Below are 14363 nucleotides of genomic sequence, written 5' to 3' on the forward strand. Positions count from 1 at the left end.
TTTCGGGGGAAGTATTGAAATCAGTCATCGGCGGATTATAGCGGCCGCAATGCCCCGACCGCCATCGCAGATAAAAAGGTTAAAACCAGCGCAACGGATACGCACGACGGTTGATCATACGGTGGTAGATCACTCCGAACAGTACAATCAGCACGGCTCCGCTAAGCACCGGAGTCAGTAAAAAATCCCATTCAGGAACCGTCAGCATAACCAGCAATGGATTCGCGCCGGCCGGCGGATGCAGAGTATTGGTCAGCACCATCAGGCTGACTCCAAGCCCGGTCGCCAGCCCCAGTGTCAGCGGGCTGACCTCTGCATAATGCAGCATCAGCAAGCCGATCAGAGTTGTCAGCAGATGGCCACCGATAATATTGCGCGGCTGTGCCAGCGGGCTGTCGGGCAAGGCAAACAGAATCACCATGGTGGCACCAAAAGGCGCCATGATCAGCAGGCTGTGCTGCCAGTGCTGCAGTAATGCCAGGCTGCTGATACAGAGCATTGCCCCGGCGCCGGCCAGTAAAGCTGCCCTGAGCGAGGTTATGGATGGGTGGCGTAAAAGATGAAGCATAGTGTCTCCTGTGATAACGGCTGTAGCGTTAAAGTCAAACAAAATAGACCGATCGGTCTACTTCAAACATAAGGTAGACAAATCGGTATACCTTTGTCAATATCGGCATATCAGCGGAGCCTTACCATGACCGATTCATCACCGACACCATCAGCAGTCAATGCTGTACCCGCCAAGCAGCAACAGCTGATACAGACGGCCTTTGCTTTGTTTTACCGTGACAGCATTCATGGTGTTGGCATTAATCAGATTCTGCAGGAAGCCGGTATTGCAAAAAAAACCCTGTACCACCACTTCGCCAGTAAAGATGAACTGGTACTGGCAGTGCTGGCCTATCGCGATGAGGTATTTTTTAACTGGCTTGAACAACGTATCCGCAGCGCCAGCAGCACAGAAGATACGGTGCAGCACTGGTTTGCCGCTCTGGATGACTGGTTTCATAACCGTGTGGCCGAGTTACAGGAATTCCGCGGTTGTTTTTTTATGCACAGCGCCGCCGAATTTACCGACCCTGCCCATCCGGTTCATCAGCACTGTGCGCAACATAAAACCCGCCTTGTCAGCATGCTGAGCAAACACCTGGGGCAATGGCTGGATAGCAGAAAAGCAAAAAAACTGGCGGATGATTTGTGTCTGTTAAAAGAAGGGGCGATTGTCTGCGCTCAGGTGCAGGGCAATAAAAAAGCCGCCCGGCAGGCGGCTTTAATAGCTCAGGGCTTGCTGATATCAGCCCATTAACGATTTATTCCGCTGCGGGCATTTGCCGCTGTGGGCGCTCCAGTACTTCGCGATACCAGATCGGCCAGCCGCGACTGGCACGGATTAATAATTTAATGCCGTTGTTCAGTTCCTGCAGCTGAGCAGCCGACAGGTAATACAGTGTTTCACCCTGCGCATTGATGCCGTCTTTCTGTGGCTGAACACGGATGTCCGGCACGTGAAAGTCGCGCAGCCATTGCGGTGGTTTGTTTTCTTCCAGCACTTCAAAGCGAACATTGGTGATATTGCAATCTGCTACGGTCACAGGAGCAGTCGGCCGGGCATTGCACTCTGCCAGCTGGGTCTGCAACGCGGCACGCTCCCGGTTGCATACACTCAATGCCGAGCTGCATTCCTGCAGCTGGCTGGCACTGCTCTGCTGATCCAGCTTTAACTGATCACGTTCAGTGCTGACCTGCTGCAACTGATGTTTCAGGTCATTCACCCGGTACTCTTCTGCGGCCATTAACTGATTGTGCGTACTGGTCAGCATCACGCACCCCGGCAGGAAAAACGGCAACGCCGCAATAAACAGACTCTGGCCCAGTTTCATTGGCTGCCCTCCCATACCAGAAAACCATCAATATCTTCGGCCAGTAATTCATCCAGCTGCTGCTGACTGCGTTCTGACCCCTGCTGCTTAAGCGCTTTGAGTAAACTCAGACGGTCATTAATACGCTGATTAATCACCAGCAGCTGATCACGCCCAGCCTTTAAGCGGTTAAAGGCTTCGATCTGTTCGTTCAGCTCATGGGTACGCTGAGTGATGGTGTGATTCAGACCTTCGACTTTGCCCTCAGCCTGATCGGCCTGCAGCTTTGCCGCATCACGCTGTGCTTCAGCCTGAGTACGCTGGTTATTCAGTAAGGCATTGGCCGTCTTCAGACCATCCTGCTCACTGCGGCAGTTACGCAGCTCATCCTGTATCGCGCTGAGCTCCTGCTGCAAAGGACATTCCGGTGGGTTAAACACCTGATAAACCAGCGCAGAACCAAGGGCGGCAATAATGGCGAGATAGATATAATCTTTCACGATATTTCCCTGATGAATTATTGTTTATCCCTGTGCCATGACTCTGCCACAGAATATACGGCGGTAAAACTACTCATTCGCCCTGTCCGGCATTGTTGTTAAACTGCATTTTAAACACCGGGTACCGGTGTCCGCGTTGTTTCACCGCCCGCTCTGGCATCGTGAGGTTATTGTGCTGTTACTCGCCAAAATTCTGGTTACCTTCTTAACCGTTGTGCTGTTGGCCAAAGTGGCCGAACGTATGAGCCCGCGCCACGCCGGATTACTGGCCGGATTTCCTCTGGGCACGGCCATTGCGCTGTATTTTTTCGGCTGGCAGCAGGGACCGCAGTTTGCCGCTGACAGTGCCATATTTACCCTGTCGGGCCTGACCTCCGCCATTTGTCTGGCCTTTGGTTACTGGCAGGTGATTAAGCGCAAACCAGGTTTAGTCTGGTTGCCGCTGGCGGTACTCAGTGGCTTTGCCTGTTTTTTTTCTGCCAGCGTGATACTGCAGCAATTACCAGCCAACCGCTGGCTGAGTCTGGCGGTGGTGGTGGCTGCCATCTTTTTATTCCGCACGCTGTTTAAAGATATTACGGAGCAACAGATTGACCGCAGCCAGCCACCGGCCAATAGGCTGGCCGAATTATTATCCGGTAAGGCCGCGACCCTGCTGTTCCGCGCCAGTATTGCCACCGCATCGATACTGCTGATTACCGGCCTCGCAGATCTGCTTGGCCCGACCCGTGCTGGTCTGCTGGCGGCTTTTCCGGTGAGCTTTTTCCCGCTGATGCTGATTCTGCATATCAGCTATGGTGCCGGCGTGCTTAACGCCACCATCAAACATTACCCCGATGGCATCGGCGCATTAGTGGTTTATGCGCTGGCAGTCAGTTACCTGTATCCGCTGCTTGGCCTGCACTGGGGAACGGCTGCCTCGCTGCTGTGTTCGGTAGGCTACTTACTGGTTTATTCGCGTCTGAAGAAATAAATCCCGCGCCTGAAGAAATAACCCCCAGGTCTGAAAAAAACAGAAGGAACCGCGTTATGAAAGGAAGTTGCCTGTGTGGCACGGTCAGCTACGAAATGGACGAACTGGCCATGCCCATTATGCATTGCCATTGTGATACCTGCCGTAAGGCTCAGGGCGCAGCCTTTGTACCCACCGCCGGTGTTAAACGTGAACACTTCCGCTGGCTGAGCGGTGAAGACAAGCTCAGCTGCTATGAATCATCACCGGGTAAAAACCGCTGGTTCTGCTCACGCTGCGGCAGCCATTTAATGGCCGAACGTCCGGCGATGCCGCTGGTGATTGTGCGTGTTGCCACCCTTGATGAAGACCCGGGTGCGCGGCCACAGGCGCATATCTGGCAGGAACACGACAAGCCCTGGCTTAACTGGGAAGGGATTGACGGTTTTGCCCAATGGCCGCCCGGAAAAAACTGATACGCTTAGGGCCTGTTAACACTAATTAAACAGGCCTAACACAACAGACTGGAGCCCTCCGGACGCTGGCCGGCTCAGACAAAGTGCCGGACTCCTGCTACAATGGCCGCCTTTACACGATCATTGATCAGGGCCTGCCGTGCCGGCCCTTAGTCCGGAATCCAGAACATGAAAGAATTTACCACCCCAACTCAGTTTCAGGATCTTGCCCAGCTGCTTTCTGACGATGGTATTGCCACGTCCGGCATCTGGTATCACGGCACCGCCTCCGGTCTGGTTGCTGCGATTCAGAGCGATGGCCTGAAAGGCTCCGGCGACGCTGAAATTATGGCGCGTCAGCTGAAAACCCTGAGCACTATTGGTCACACCACCAGCGAACATAAAGACCCGGTGTTTTTAACCCAGAGTAAAGAACTGGCGTATTTCTGGGCCAGCCAGAAAACCCACACCCGTAATCTTTACCTGCAGGGCAACGAAGAAGCCGTTATCTTTGCAGTAAACCTGCCGGAAACACTGCAGGCACAGGTGACTACCGATGCCGGTGGTGCAGCACTGGTGATGGAGCCGGGTAACCTGTATGTAGCCTGGCTGCGCGAGCTGTACGAAAACAACGGCAAAGCACTGGCCGAGATTGATCCGTTCAAGTGTGACCGCATGGATTACCTGAACAAACTGGGTCTGGCTTATCTGGCTGCCGATGTTGAACCACAATATCTGACCCTGTTGAAATAACTGCGGTAACCGCTGTTGTCTGCGCCGGAATATTCTGTTCCGGCGCAACGACTTTTTCTGCTCCCCCGCCAGGCGTAGTCTGCGCCGCTTTCTTTCTGTTCAATCCATTATTCCGCGAGGCTGTGACCATGAAACAGCGCATTGCATTTACGCTGATGATGTCTTTTGTCTTATCGGTGCTGATGACCTGCTGGATTACCTTTCTTAATCTGGGATTTACCGACGAATTTTTTCTGCGCTGGTTTAATGCCTGGCTACTGGCCTGGCCAGCGGCGGCGCTGATTGCCTTTTTTAGCGGCCCGACAATTCAGCACTGGTCTGCGCGTTTTAAATAAAAGTGCTCACTGACAGCCAGACATAAAAACGGACGCTGACGCGTCCGTTTTTTTATATGTACCGTCTGTCAGTAATCAAGAACCTGCTCCGATACCGGCAGGCTCAGCCTTATGGCCGGTTTCCTCGATATGCCATACGGTATCGGCGTTGGCACGCTGCAAGCCCCGCTGTGTGCGGTAAGCCGCAAAGATAAAGGCCAGTGCCAGCAACAATGCCGTAAAATCGACCGCCAGCGTAGCCGCACTGTTATAAAACCAGAGTCCGGTAGATGGCATAAGAACCGCCAGAGCCGAAGTTACCGGGATCAACGCGCAGGCCAGCGCACACAACCATAATAACGGTACCGCCGCACGGGCACCGCCACGCATAAACGCAAATGTCAGGGCCAACAGGAACACCAGATAATAAACCTGCAGGTAAAGGCTGTTAATGTCGGCAACAGCCGCAACATGCCCCCATTTCCCGGCGGCAATAGCAAACCCGATTCCGGCGACGGAGCCCAGCGAAACACCAATGGTCAGCGCTGCCATCAGGCGGGTATTACGTGCCTGTTGCGGTAATGGCTGGCCCCGTTTCTGTTTTTTACGCCGGCTTTCTATCCATAATAAATTGCCGGAATAAAACAAGAACGCTCCGCTTAATCCCAGCAGAAAATACACCCAGCGCACCCACTCGCCAGCAAAACTGCCAAAATGCAGCGCGAAAAATGTCACAACGATATCGCTCCAGACATTACTCTTGCCCGGCAGCATACCCGTCATGGTCAGCTCACCGTTGTAGGGGTTTATACCGACATAACCCGTCAGCGGACCGCGCACCAGATATTGCGGATTATAAATACCGGCACGCACTATTGGCCTTGGGCTTTCGACCTGCATATACACCAGTTCGGTCACTTTAAAATCCGGTGCTGCCTGTTCGATCCGCCGGATCAGTTCTGTCGGCGGTAACAGCTGATCAACGCTTCTGGCCTGTGGTCGTTCTCCTGCAGCCGGAGGCGCCCCGAACATCGGAGTGTCCTGATAAACAACCGCCTTCAGGCTGCCATAAAATGAATCGTGAAAAGCAAAAACAACAACAGTAAACGCAATAATCAGATGGAAAGGTAAACTGGTTATGCCGATTACATTATGCGCATCCAGCCAGAAACGTTTGCGGTTTTTGCCGCGCCGGATCAGGAAAAAATCTTTTACCAGAGTCGGCAGCAGAATAATCAGCCCGGAAACCAGCGCCAGAAAATACAGAATGCCGGCCAGCCCAAGAATCTGTACGCCCAGATATTCATGCCCGACAGTACCGGGAATACCCGCGGTCTGGTGCAATAAATCAATCAGATCACCCAGCATAGAAGGCCGGATACTTTCAGCCTGTACTTCACCGGCCGCATTCAGCGTTGCATGCCAGTACTCGCCGTCCAGATCCGGGCCATGACCGCCATCTTCGTCCTGCGATTGCCACTCAACCGGAGCAGAAATATGCTCTGCCGATTCAAGATGCACCACCAGCTGTTGGCGGGCATCCGGGAATTGCTGCATGACTCCGCTGACCAGCATATCCAGCTCATTGCTTTTCACCATCGCCAGCTGCTGCGCCGGAGGTGCCGACCAACGGTCAAGCGGCTGTTTGAACATGGTCAGCGCGCCGGCAAAAAAGCCGATAAATAATAATAAGCCGGTACCAATACCCACCCAGGTATGCAGCGCTTTATAAACCCGCAGAATATCGCTGCTGACTTTCATCCGGCCATTACTCCCCGCACGATCAAAAATAACGGCCACAACAGCAGATTCGCACCGCCGAGCCACAACAATGCCTGATTACCACTGCGGAACAGGTACACCAGACTCAGGACCAGCAGCCATAACAAGGTCAGCAGCCACATATTAAATTGCACTTTATCGGTAGCTGCGATGCCGCCCGGACCAGCCCAGGCAAACAGACCAGTGATCACCAGCGCCAGCGGAAAACCGAGCAGAACCGCCGCCAGGGTTTTACGCCACCAATCAGGTTGCAGGCGTGGGGCCTTCTGTCTACCTGCCGATAGTGATTCAGCGCTCACTGACGGAATCCTCCACCGGGGGTTTAAGCAAGGCAGCAAATGGCAGCAGGCCAATGCAGAGCATCATAATTACCAGCCAGGCAAACAATGCGCTGTTAACCGGCAGATAACTGGCGGAAAACAGCAGTCCGCTAAGTACCGCGGCTACACCAAGCCAGCGCCAGGGGCGTATGGATAAAGGCCGTTGCAGCCACTGTTGGTTGCTATGCGACAGATACAACAGCACACAGCCGGTGAGAGTAAGCGCAATAAACATCAGCATGGAACACTCCTGCTACAGAACAGAACCCGGAGCCTGCCGACACACAGTAAACAGGGTCAGATCAGGTAATGATAACGATTAGCATTTGATTCTGAGGTATTTTAGCTATCACATCAATAGTTAATGAGATTTATTATTATTTGAATCTCAACTGCCCTGCGGAACCGTCTTTGTTATTCGTCTTTGTTATAGTGCCGCCATGCCAACGGGGCTTTCTTATTTACCTTTATGGAGACATCGGGATGCCGAGAACCATTTACCTTGCCGGCCCGGAAGTCTTCTGCCCGGCTGCCAGTGAACTTGGCGCGCGTAAAAAAGCCCTGTGTGAACACTATGGGTTCCGCGGTTTATTTCCACTTGATGGGGAATTACAGCAAAGTGGCAGCGCCCGCGAACTGGGCTTTGCCATCAGTGCGGCAAACGAACAACTGATTCGCCGTGCCGATCTGGTGATTGCCAACCTGACGCCGTTCCGCGGAGCCAGCGCTGATGCTGGTACGGTGTATGAGCTGGGACTGGCACGTGGCCTTGGAAAAATAATTCATGACTACAGCAATGATCCGGCATTGTTTGCCGAGCGTACCTTTGCATTATTTGGTCAGGGAGAATATGACGGCTCTGAACTGCACGATCGTGATGGATTAAGCATCGAGCAATTTGATTTGCACGACAATCTGATGATCGAAGGCGGTATCGCCCTGAGCGGCGGAATATTCCTGACACATCAGGCAGCAGAGGCGGAAAAGTACACCGATTTAACGGCATTTGAAGCGCTATTAATCAGGCTGAATTGATGCGTTTCCCGGCACGAATCAGCCGCGCCCTGCAGCTTTTTAATAGCGCAGGACAGCGACAACTGCTCAATCTGCAGTTGCTCTGCTATGCGGCTATCTGACTCACGTCACTGATGCCACCGGCGCGACTGTCCTCCCCGTTGCCGTACTGAGCACGGCGCTTGAGGACAGTAATCGGGAAATGCGCGCCACTCCCTCATCGGTCTGCATTTCATTGCCAACCAGCGGCTGTTACTGACCATAATGTTTGGCTGCCGGCTGTGTCAGTTGTGGCTGATATCAGTTCGCCTTGCTGCTGCCTGCTATTGGAGATATGAGCGATTCAGGTGTGCGCTGTGGCAACTGACCATTAAGCACCGTATAAGCCACCAGACCGATCACCAGTCCCCAGAACGCACCACCAATACCCAGCAAGGTGATATTTGCCGCTGCCGCAAGGAAAGTGATGAGCGAGGCTTCACGGGTTCTGGCATCAGCCATGGCGCTGGCAAGACTACCGCCGATGGTGCCCAGCAAAGCCAGACCCGCCAGGGTGGTGATAAAGGTTGCCGGGAAAGCCATGAAGACCGCAGCCAGTGTCACCCCAAAAACACCGACCAGAATGTAGAACACACCAGCAGCAATACCGGCGATCCAGCGTTTATCCGGATTTTCGTGTGCCTCCCGGCCAGTACAGATAGCCGCCGTTATCGCGGCGACGTTGAAAGCATGCGAGCCAAAGGGCGCCATCAGCAGAGAGCCAAATCCGGTGATCGTCACAATAGGGTTGGCACTGGTTCTGAAGCCGTCGCTGCGCAGTACCAGCATGCCCGGCATATATTGCCCGGTCAGAGTGATCAGGAATAACGGCAACGCCACGCTCAGCAAAGCATTGAGCGAGAATTCGGGCGTGGTAAAAACAGGGGCGGCCAGCTTCAGGCTCAGGCCCGATAAGTCAACGCGATCCTGAATAAGCAAGAAAGCCAACCCCAGCACCAGAATACCCACCACCGCATAGCGTGCGGTGAAGCGCTTGAGTGCGACATAGGCAACGATTAAGAGTCCCGCCAATAATGGATCAATGCTCATGCCACCAAAGGCCCCGATACCGAACTGGAGCAAGATGCCAGCCAGTAACCCGGCCGCTACCCCGGGTGGAATCAGGCGAATTACCCGCTCAAACCAGCCCGACAGCCCCAGTACGACAAAAGCGGCGGCTGAAATCAGATAAGCGCCGACCGCTTCCGCGTAGGGTGTACTCGCCAGAGCAGTAACCAGAAATGCGGCCGCTGGTGTCGACCAGGCCGTGATGATCGGTTCGCGGGAAACCCAGCTCAGAATAATCCCTGTCACGCCTACGCCGATGGAGATCGACCACACCCATGACGCCGTAAGCTCTGGGCTGAGACCGGCCACTTTGGCGGCCTGGAATACCAGAATAAACGTACCGCCATAGTTAACGATAACGGAGATCAGACCCGCCACGATGGGATGAGTAAGATCGCTCCAACGGACGGGTAAAGATGAAGGAATGGATGACATGGTCTGAAGAGGCTCCTGAATGCAATCTGATGGGCAAAGTTGATAAACATGTTTATAGCCCTAAAATGGATGGCTAAGCCCCACCATTTTATTAAAGAGATACAGACCAATTGTTTAAGCATGCCCAGCTGGAATCGGTCAAAGCCTGGATTGGCGACCCTGCGCATAACGCCTTGCCGCTGTATGCGCGAATACAGCGTGGAATCCGGCAACTGATTCTTGATGGCACGCTGGCCGTAGGTAAGCCCCTGCCCGCTTCGCGTGCTCTGGCGAAATCGCTGGGCGTTTCCCGTGATACCGTCGAATCGGCCTATAGCCAGTTGCATGCGGAAGGTTTCCTTGAGCGCCGCGTTGGCAGCGGTAGCTTCGTATCGGAACAGGCCAAACGCCTCCCGAGACGCAGCCCGGCACGCCGCCCGGGAACACGTAAGGAAACCCTGCGCCTTAGCCAGCGCGGCAGCGCTATGTTTCAGGGCGGAGGCTTGCGCGATTTCCTGGCTCCGCGCCCATTTGCTCCGGGTGTACCGGAAACGCGTAACTTTCCCCTCCAGATTTGGGAACGCCTGGAGCGGCAGGTACTCAAGGAATATGGAACTCAGCTTTTGTCACACAGCGATCCGCAAGGGCTGGAACCATTACGGCGGGCCATCGCAGATTACGTCAGCCTTGAACGCGGGGCACATGCCACACCCGAGCGCGTTCTGGTTCTGACCAGTTCACAACAAGCGATGACGCTGTGCGCCAATGTATTGCTCGATCCTGGCGACAGAATTTTCATTGAAGATCCGGTATACCAGGGAGCCCGCAAAGCATTCGACGCCGCCGGTCTGGAATGCGTACCCGTGCCACTTGATGCCAATGGTATGCAGGTGGAACACCTGAACAATGCGGCACAAACATTCGGAGATTCGGCCAAGGCCGTATTCCTGACGCCATCGCATCAGTTTCCGACCGGGACAACACTGACGCTGGAGCGGCGCCTGGCCGTTATTGAGTGGGCCAGGCAATATCAGAGCTGGATAATCGAAGACGACTACGACAGCGAGTTCCATTACGCAGGCAAGCCCACCGCCTGCGTACAGGGGCTTGATCAGCATGAGCGGACGATCTACATCGGTACCTTCACCAAGTCGCTGTTCCCCGGCCTGCGCATCGGCTATATGGTGTTGCCGTTACCGCTGGTCGCGCCTATGACCGTAGCCCGTACCCTACTGGATGGCCACAGCGCACCTATTCCGCAGCTCACGCTGGCGCGCTTTATCGAAGGGGGTCACTTCGGTGCGCATATGCGTACCATGCGTGCCATCTATGCCGAACGGCGCGATGTACTGGCGCGGTTGGTGCGCCAGCACCTGGCTGAATTCGTTGAGCCACGGGTGCCCGCCGGCGGGATGCAGATGCCCTGTGTGTTTATCCGCGACATCCCCGAAGATGAGGCTATAGACTCTGCGAGCCGGGCTGGAATTGACCTGTTGGGGCTGACGGCGCTCCATGCATCGAACCGGCATACACCTGGATTCCTGATGGGGTTCGCCGCCCACGCTCCGCATGAAATGGAAATCGCCGTAAAGAAGTTGGCTAACATCCTGCGGGCACTGTGTCGCTGACCGCGATAAGCCGGACTAACAAGATTTATGTATCACATCGTTATCCAGCCAACCTCTGCGTTGGCTCTTGTTACCCGATACCAGTCATTCTTACTCCCCAACCCCCATACGCTGTTCACGGTATTTCTGAATATCTGGGGTAGCGCAATACAGTGTGTCGATATAAATATTTCTTTCTGCCCAGAACACCTCAAGATCATAAACACAGAAAGAAAATCGGCCCGGATCTTCCACCCATCCTTCTTCAGTCAGCACGGAAACCGACGTGAATAATTCATTATCGTTCCCCCACCAGGCGAGAATTAAATAAAGAAAACCTGCCCCTTCATGAAAAATGGTAAATGTTGCAGTCTCTGCCCACGGCAGGGCTTTCGATTGTTTTACGGCATTTAAGCGCCCGCTGAAGCGGCTTTGATCAACAGCATTATCATTAACCGAAATGGTATAAATTTTAATGCCATCCTGATCTGTCCATTGCGGGTTACTTTCTGTTTTTCGCGGGATAAACATCAACAAACTCCCCGTGGCTGAATGCATTCATGTGGTTTCTGTGCCTGCTCATGTGTCCGCCGGAAATTACCGGCTGATTCTGCACCAGACATCTCTGATGATATGTTCATCACCGGACCAGCATGCACTGATTTTCCGATCTTTCAAGTTGTTATCACATATAACAATAAGCATGCTATCCACACTAACAACGCAAACTGCAGACATAAAAAAACCGGCCCTTATGAGGCCGGTTTTTATTGCAGTACCCTTGGTGTGGGCGCTGTTCTTACAGACAGCCGGGCAGGCGTCAGATCACATCATGCCGCCCATGCCACCCATTCCGCCCATGCCACCCATATCTGGCATTGCTGGCGCTTCTTTCGGAATTTCTGCAACCATGGCTTCGGTGGTGATCATCAGACCAGCAACAGAAGCAGCAGCCTGCAGAGAAGTACGGGTTACTTTGGCAGGGTCCAGAATACCCATCTCGATCATGTCGCCGTATTCACCGCTGGCAGCGTTAAAGCCGAAGGCACCGGAACCGGCTTTTACTTTATCAACCACAACGGAACCTTCTGCACCGGCGTTGGCAGCGATCTGACGGATCGGAGCTTCCATTGCACGCAGTGCCAGAGCGATACCGACGTTCTGATCTTCGTTGTCACCTTTCACGTCAACCTTGGTCAGGGCGCGAACCAGTGCAACACCACCACCGGCAACCACGCCTTCTTCTACCGCAGCGCGGGTAGCGTGCAGAGCGTCGTCTACGCGGTCTTTTTTCTCTTTCATTTCAACTTCAGAACCGGCGCCTACTTTGATAACGGCTACGCCGCCAGCCAGCTTGGCCACACGTTCCTGCAGTTTTTCTTTGTCGTAGTCAGAGGTGGAGGCTTCCATCTCTGCACGGATCTGTTCAACGCGGCCTTTTACGTCGCCTTCGTTACCAGCGCCATCAACGATCACGGTGTTTTCTTTGCTGATCACAACTTTCTTGGCAGTACCCAGCATATCGATGGTGGTGGTTTCCAGTGACATACCCACTTCTTCAGAAATCACCTGAGCACCGGTCAGAACAGCGATGTCCTGCAGCATGGCTTTACGACGGTCGCCGAAGCCAGGCGCTTTAACCGCAGCGACTTTGAAGGTACCGCGCAGGTTGTTCACAACCAGAGTCGCCAGCGCCTGACCTTCAACGTCTTCAGCCACGATCAGCAGCGGACGGCCGGATTTGGCAACGTTTTCCAGAATCGGGATCAGTTCCTGCAGGTTGTCGATTTTCTTGTCGACCAGCAGGATCACCGGGTGCTCCAGTTCAGCAACCATTTTTTCCTGGTTGTTGATGAAGTAAGGAGACAGGAAGCCGCGGTCGAACTGCATACCTTCAACCACTTCCAGTTCGTCGTTCAGGCCTTTGCCTTCTTCAACGGTGATAACGCCTTCTTTACCTACTTTGGCCATCGCTTCGGCGATGATGGTGCCAACAGATTCGTCAGAGTTGGCAGAGATAGTACCAACCTGAGCAATGGCTTTAGAGTCGGTGCAAGGCTGAGCCTGTTCTTTCAGGGCTTCAACAACAGCGGCGGTGGCTTTGTCGATACCGCGCTTCAGATCCATCGGGTTCATGCCCGCAGCAACGGCTTTCAGACCTTCGTTAACAATGGCCTGAGCCAGAACGGTTGCAGTAGTAGTACCGTCACCGGCCTGATCGTTAGCCTGGGACGCCACTTCTTTAACCATCTGCGCGCCCATGTTTTCGAACTTGTCTTCCAGTTCGATTTCTTTGGCTACAGATACACCGTCTTTGGTGATGGTCGGAGCGCCGAAAGACTTTTCCAGAACCACGTTACGGCCTTTAGGGCCCAGAGTTACTTTTACCGCGTTAGCCAGTACGTTAACGCCAGCCAGCATTTTTACGCGGGCGTCATTGCCAAATTTAACTTCTTTAGCAGCCATGTTTGTTTCCTTTAAATTCAGTGAGTTTCGATACTAACGGTTGAAGCAGAAACGCTTAGGCTTCGAGAACACCGTAAATTTCGCTTTCGTTCAGAATCAGCAGCTCTTCACCATCGATCTTGATGGTGTTGGAGCCGGAGTATTTGCCGAACACAACGGTATCGCCAACTTTCACAGACATAGGCTGAACTTCGCCATTGTTGGAAATACGACCCGTACCGACAGCAAGCACTTCACCCTGGCTCGGCTTTTCAGCAGCGGCGCCCGGCAGCAGGATACCGCCAGCGGTGGTTTGCTCTTCTTCCTTGCGACGAACAACGACGCGATCGTGTAAAGGACGGATTTTCATTTGAGGTTTTCTCCAATGTTTAAAGCAATGTTTGCTGATAACCGGGGTCGGACGGTACAGACAGAGCCTGCTTCGCCCTCATCCCCAAACTGTATTTTCGTTGTGTTTCGCTTATTGGGGGTGGCACACAACCTTTTCAACACCCCCGGTTAAAAAATTTCAGTCTTCGCGACGATATTCGCCGTCGATAATGGTCGGACGGTGCTGATTCGGGTGAATACGGTCCGGTTGCTCGTTTTCGCCATAGACATCACGCGGGCCACGGCCTGCGCCCATGCCCCCCATCATCTGAGGTTTGAGCATTTTCAGCACCGAACCGGCAAAGTGGCCACGCACGCCGGGCAATAACAGGGTAAAGCCGATGGCATCGGTGACAAATCCCGGAGTAATCAGCAAGGCACCCGCCAGTGCCAGCAAAAAGCCTTCCGCCAGTTCCTGTGCAGGTAACTGCCCTTCCTGCAGACGCTGACC

General features: G+C 53.7%; 18 protein-coding genes. 7 read left to right on the forward strand and 11 right to left on the reverse strand.

The annotated features are described in order from the left end of the window. Positions 1-79: 79 nt before the first annotated feature. Positions 80-568: an HPP family protein gene (locus tag B3P58_RS20105; protein WP_145469649.1), complete on the reverse strand. Its 489-nt coding sequence runs from the start codon at positions 566-568 to the stop codon at positions 80-82. 126 nt (positions 569-694) lie between these two features. On the opposite strand from B3P58_RS20105, the gene B3P58_RS20110 reads away from it, so the two are divergent. Continuing rightward, positions 695-1306 carry a TetR/AcrR family transcriptional regulator gene (locus B3P58_RS20110; RefSeq protein ID WP_286720134.1) on the forward strand — a complete coding sequence of 204 codons (612 nt, stop codon included), beginning with the start codon at positions 695-697 and terminating at the stop codon, positions 1304-1306. Between the two features lie 4 nt (positions 1307-1310). On the opposite strand, the gene B3P58_RS20115 is transcribed toward B3P58_RS20110, so the two are convergent. Next, the gene (locus tag B3P58_RS20115) at positions 1311-1880 is read right to left on the reverse strand and encodes a hypothetical protein (RefSeq protein WP_145469651.1); all 570 of its coding nucleotides are present in this window, start codon (positions 1878-1880) and stop codon (positions 1311-1313) included. After that, positions 1877-2359 carry a hypothetical protein gene (locus tag B3P58_RS20120; protein ID WP_286720139.1) on the reverse strand — a complete coding sequence of 161 codons (483 nt, stop codon included), beginning with the start codon at positions 2357-2359 and terminating at the stop codon, positions 1877-1879. Before B3P58_RS20120 ends, B3P58_RS20115 begins: the two co-directional genes overlap by 4 nt. A gap of 136 nt (positions 2360-2495) precedes the next feature. On the opposite strand from B3P58_RS20120, the gene B3P58_RS20125 reads away from it, so the two are divergent. The 4 genes from B3P58_RS20125 (at position 2496) to B3P58_RS20140 (ending at position 4854) form a co-directional block, all read left to right on the forward strand. Next, positions 2496-3332 (forward strand): hypothetical protein, encoded by an 837-nt coding sequence (locus tag B3P58_RS20125; protein WP_286720141.1) that lies wholly within the window; start codon positions 2496-2498, stop codon positions 3330-3332. A 56-nt stretch (positions 3333-3388) separates the two neighbouring features. Next, positions 3389-3787: a GFA family protein gene (locus B3P58_RS20130; RefSeq protein WP_225692256.1), complete on the forward strand. Its 399-nt coding sequence runs from the start codon at positions 3389-3391 to the stop codon at positions 3785-3787. 168 nt (positions 3788-3955) lie between these two features. Then, the gene (locus B3P58_RS20135; RefSeq protein WP_286720144.1) at positions 3956-4519 is read left to right on the forward strand and encodes a hypothetical protein; all 564 of its coding nucleotides are present in this window, start codon (positions 3956-3958) and stop codon (positions 4517-4519) included. Positions 4520-4647: 128 nt separating this feature from the next. Beyond that, positions 4648-4854, forward strand: a complete 207-nt coding sequence (locus B3P58_RS20140; RefSeq protein WP_286720147.1) for a DUF2798 domain-containing protein — start codon at positions 4648-4650, stop codon at positions 4852-4854. A 75-nt stretch (positions 4855-4929) separates the two neighbouring features. On the opposite strand, the gene B3P58_RS20145 is transcribed toward B3P58_RS20140, so the two are convergent. Genes B3P58_RS20145 through B3P58_RS20155 form a run of 3 tightly spaced genes read right to left on the reverse strand, consistent with a single transcriptional unit; the run spans position 4930 to position 7176 of the window. Continuing rightward, positions 4930-6594 (reverse strand): PepSY-associated TM helix domain-containing protein, encoded by a 1665-nt coding sequence (locus B3P58_RS20145; protein ID WP_286720150.1) that lies wholly within the window; start codon positions 6592-6594, stop codon positions 4930-4932. Next, the gene (locus B3P58_RS20150) at positions 6591-6914 is read right to left on the reverse strand and encodes a hypothetical protein (protein WP_145469658.1); all 324 of its coding nucleotides are present in this window, start codon (positions 6912-6914) and stop codon (positions 6591-6593) included. The genes B3P58_RS20145 and B3P58_RS20150 overlap by 4 nt, the downstream gene beginning before the upstream one ends. Then, positions 6904-7176, reverse strand: a complete 273-nt coding sequence (locus tag B3P58_RS20155) for a hypothetical protein (RefSeq protein WP_230332746.1) — start codon at positions 7174-7176, stop codon at positions 6904-6906. The genes B3P58_RS20150 and B3P58_RS20155 overlap by 11 nt, the downstream gene beginning before the upstream one ends. Before the next feature lie 242 nt (positions 7177-7418). On the opposite strand from B3P58_RS20155, the gene B3P58_RS20160 reads away from it, so the two are divergent. Beyond that, on the forward strand, positions 7419-7970 hold the full coding sequence (locus B3P58_RS20160; RefSeq protein WP_286720155.1) for a nucleoside 2-deoxyribosyltransferase: 552 nt from the start codon (positions 7419-7421) through the stop codon (positions 7968-7970). Between the two features lie 279 nt (positions 7971-8249). Here B3P58_RS20160 and B3P58_RS20165 read toward each other — a convergent pair whose 3' ends face one another. Then, positions 8250-9491 (reverse strand): benzoate/H(+) symporter BenE family transporter, encoded by a 1242-nt coding sequence (locus tag B3P58_RS20165; protein WP_286720158.1) that lies wholly within the window; start codon positions 9489-9491, stop codon positions 8250-8252. A 110-nt stretch (positions 9492-9601) separates the two neighbouring features. On the opposite strand from B3P58_RS20165, the gene B3P58_RS20170 reads away from it, so the two are divergent. Then, positions 9602-11098 carry a PLP-dependent aminotransferase family protein gene (locus B3P58_RS20170; protein WP_286720161.1) on the forward strand — a complete coding sequence of 499 codons (1497 nt, stop codon included), beginning with the start codon at positions 9602-9604 and terminating at the stop codon, positions 11096-11098. A 90-nt stretch (positions 11099-11188) separates the two neighbouring features. Here B3P58_RS20170 and B3P58_RS20175 read toward each other — a convergent pair whose 3' ends face one another. The 4 genes from B3P58_RS20175 to B3P58_RS20190 form a co-directional block, all read right to left on the reverse strand. Further along, on the reverse strand, positions 11189-11608 hold the full coding sequence (locus tag B3P58_RS20175) for a hypothetical protein (RefSeq protein ID WP_286720163.1): 420 nt from the start codon (positions 11606-11608) through the stop codon (positions 11189-11191). Between the two features lie 294 nt (positions 11609-11902). Further along, complete coding sequence (gene groL / locus B3P58_RS20180; RefSeq protein WP_145469664.1) at positions 11903-13543, reverse strand: chaperonin GroEL; 1641 nt, start codon at positions 13541-13543, stop codon at positions 11903-11905. A 55-nt stretch (positions 13544-13598) separates the two neighbouring features. Beyond that, positions 13599-13892, reverse strand: a complete 294-nt coding sequence (locus B3P58_RS20185) for a co-chaperone GroES (RefSeq protein WP_145469665.1) — start codon at positions 13890-13892, stop codon at positions 13599-13601. Between the two features lie 159 nt (positions 13893-14051). Further along, positions 14052-14363 (reverse strand): FxsA family protein (locus tag B3P58_RS20190; RefSeq protein ID WP_286720167.1); only part of this gene is annotated, 312 nt, incomplete at its 5' end.

It is taken from the genome of Thalassolituus sp. UBA2009 (genome assembly GCF_002335285.1).
Classification (GTDB): domain Bacteria; phylum Pseudomonadota; class Gammaproteobacteria; order Pseudomonadales; family Oceanobacteraceae; genus Venatoribacter; species Venatoribacter alkanivorans.

Coding starts and splice junctions, on each gene's coding strand:
- B3P58_RS20105 (WP_145469649.1), bottom strand. CDS start 568: ATGCTTCATCTTTTACGCCACCCATCCATAACCTCGCTCAGGGCAGCT.
- B3P58_RS20110 (WP_286720134.1), top strand. CDS start 695: ATGACCGATTCATCACCGACACCATCAGCAGTCAATGCTGTACCCGCC.
- B3P58_RS20115 (WP_145469651.1), bottom strand. CDS start 1,880: ATGAAACTGGGCCAGAGTCTGTTTATTGCGGCGTTGCCGTTTTTCCTG.
- B3P58_RS20130 (WP_225692256.1), top strand. CDS start 3,389: ATGAAAGGAAGTTGCCTGTGTGGCACGGTCAGCTACGAAATGGACGAA.
- B3P58_RS20135 (WP_286720144.1), top strand. CDS start 3,956: ATGAAAGAATTTACCACCCCAACTCAGTTTCAGGATCTTGCCCAGCTG.
- B3P58_RS20140 (WP_286720147.1), top strand. CDS start 4,648: ATGAAACAGCGCATTGCATTTACGCTGATGATGTCTTTTGTCTTATCG.
- B3P58_RS20145 (WP_286720150.1), bottom strand. CDS start 6,594: ATGAAAGTCAGCAGCGATATTCTGCGGGTTTATAAAGCGCTGCATACC.
- B3P58_RS20155 (WP_230332746.1), bottom strand. CDS start 7,176: ATGCTGATGTTTATTGCGCTTACTCTCACCGGCTGTGTGCTGTTGTAT.
- B3P58_RS20160 (WP_286720155.1), top strand. CDS start 7,419: ATGCCGAGAACCATTTACCTTGCCGGCCCGGAAGTCTTCTGCCCGGCT.
- B3P58_RS20165 (WP_286720158.1), bottom strand. CDS start 9,491: ATGTCATCCATTCCTTCATCTTTACCCGTCCGTTGGAGCGATCTTACT.
- B3P58_RS20175 (WP_286720163.1), bottom strand. CDS start 11,608: ATGTTTATCCCGCGAAAAACAGAAAGTAACCCGCAATGGACAGATCAG.
- groL (WP_145469664.1), bottom strand. CDS start 13,543: ATGGCTGCTAAAGAAGTTAAATTTGGCAATGACGCCCGCGTAAAAATG.
- B3P58_RS20185 (WP_145469665.1), bottom strand. CDS start 13,892: ATGAAAATCCGTCCTTTACACGATCGCGTCGTTGTTCGTCGCAAGGAA.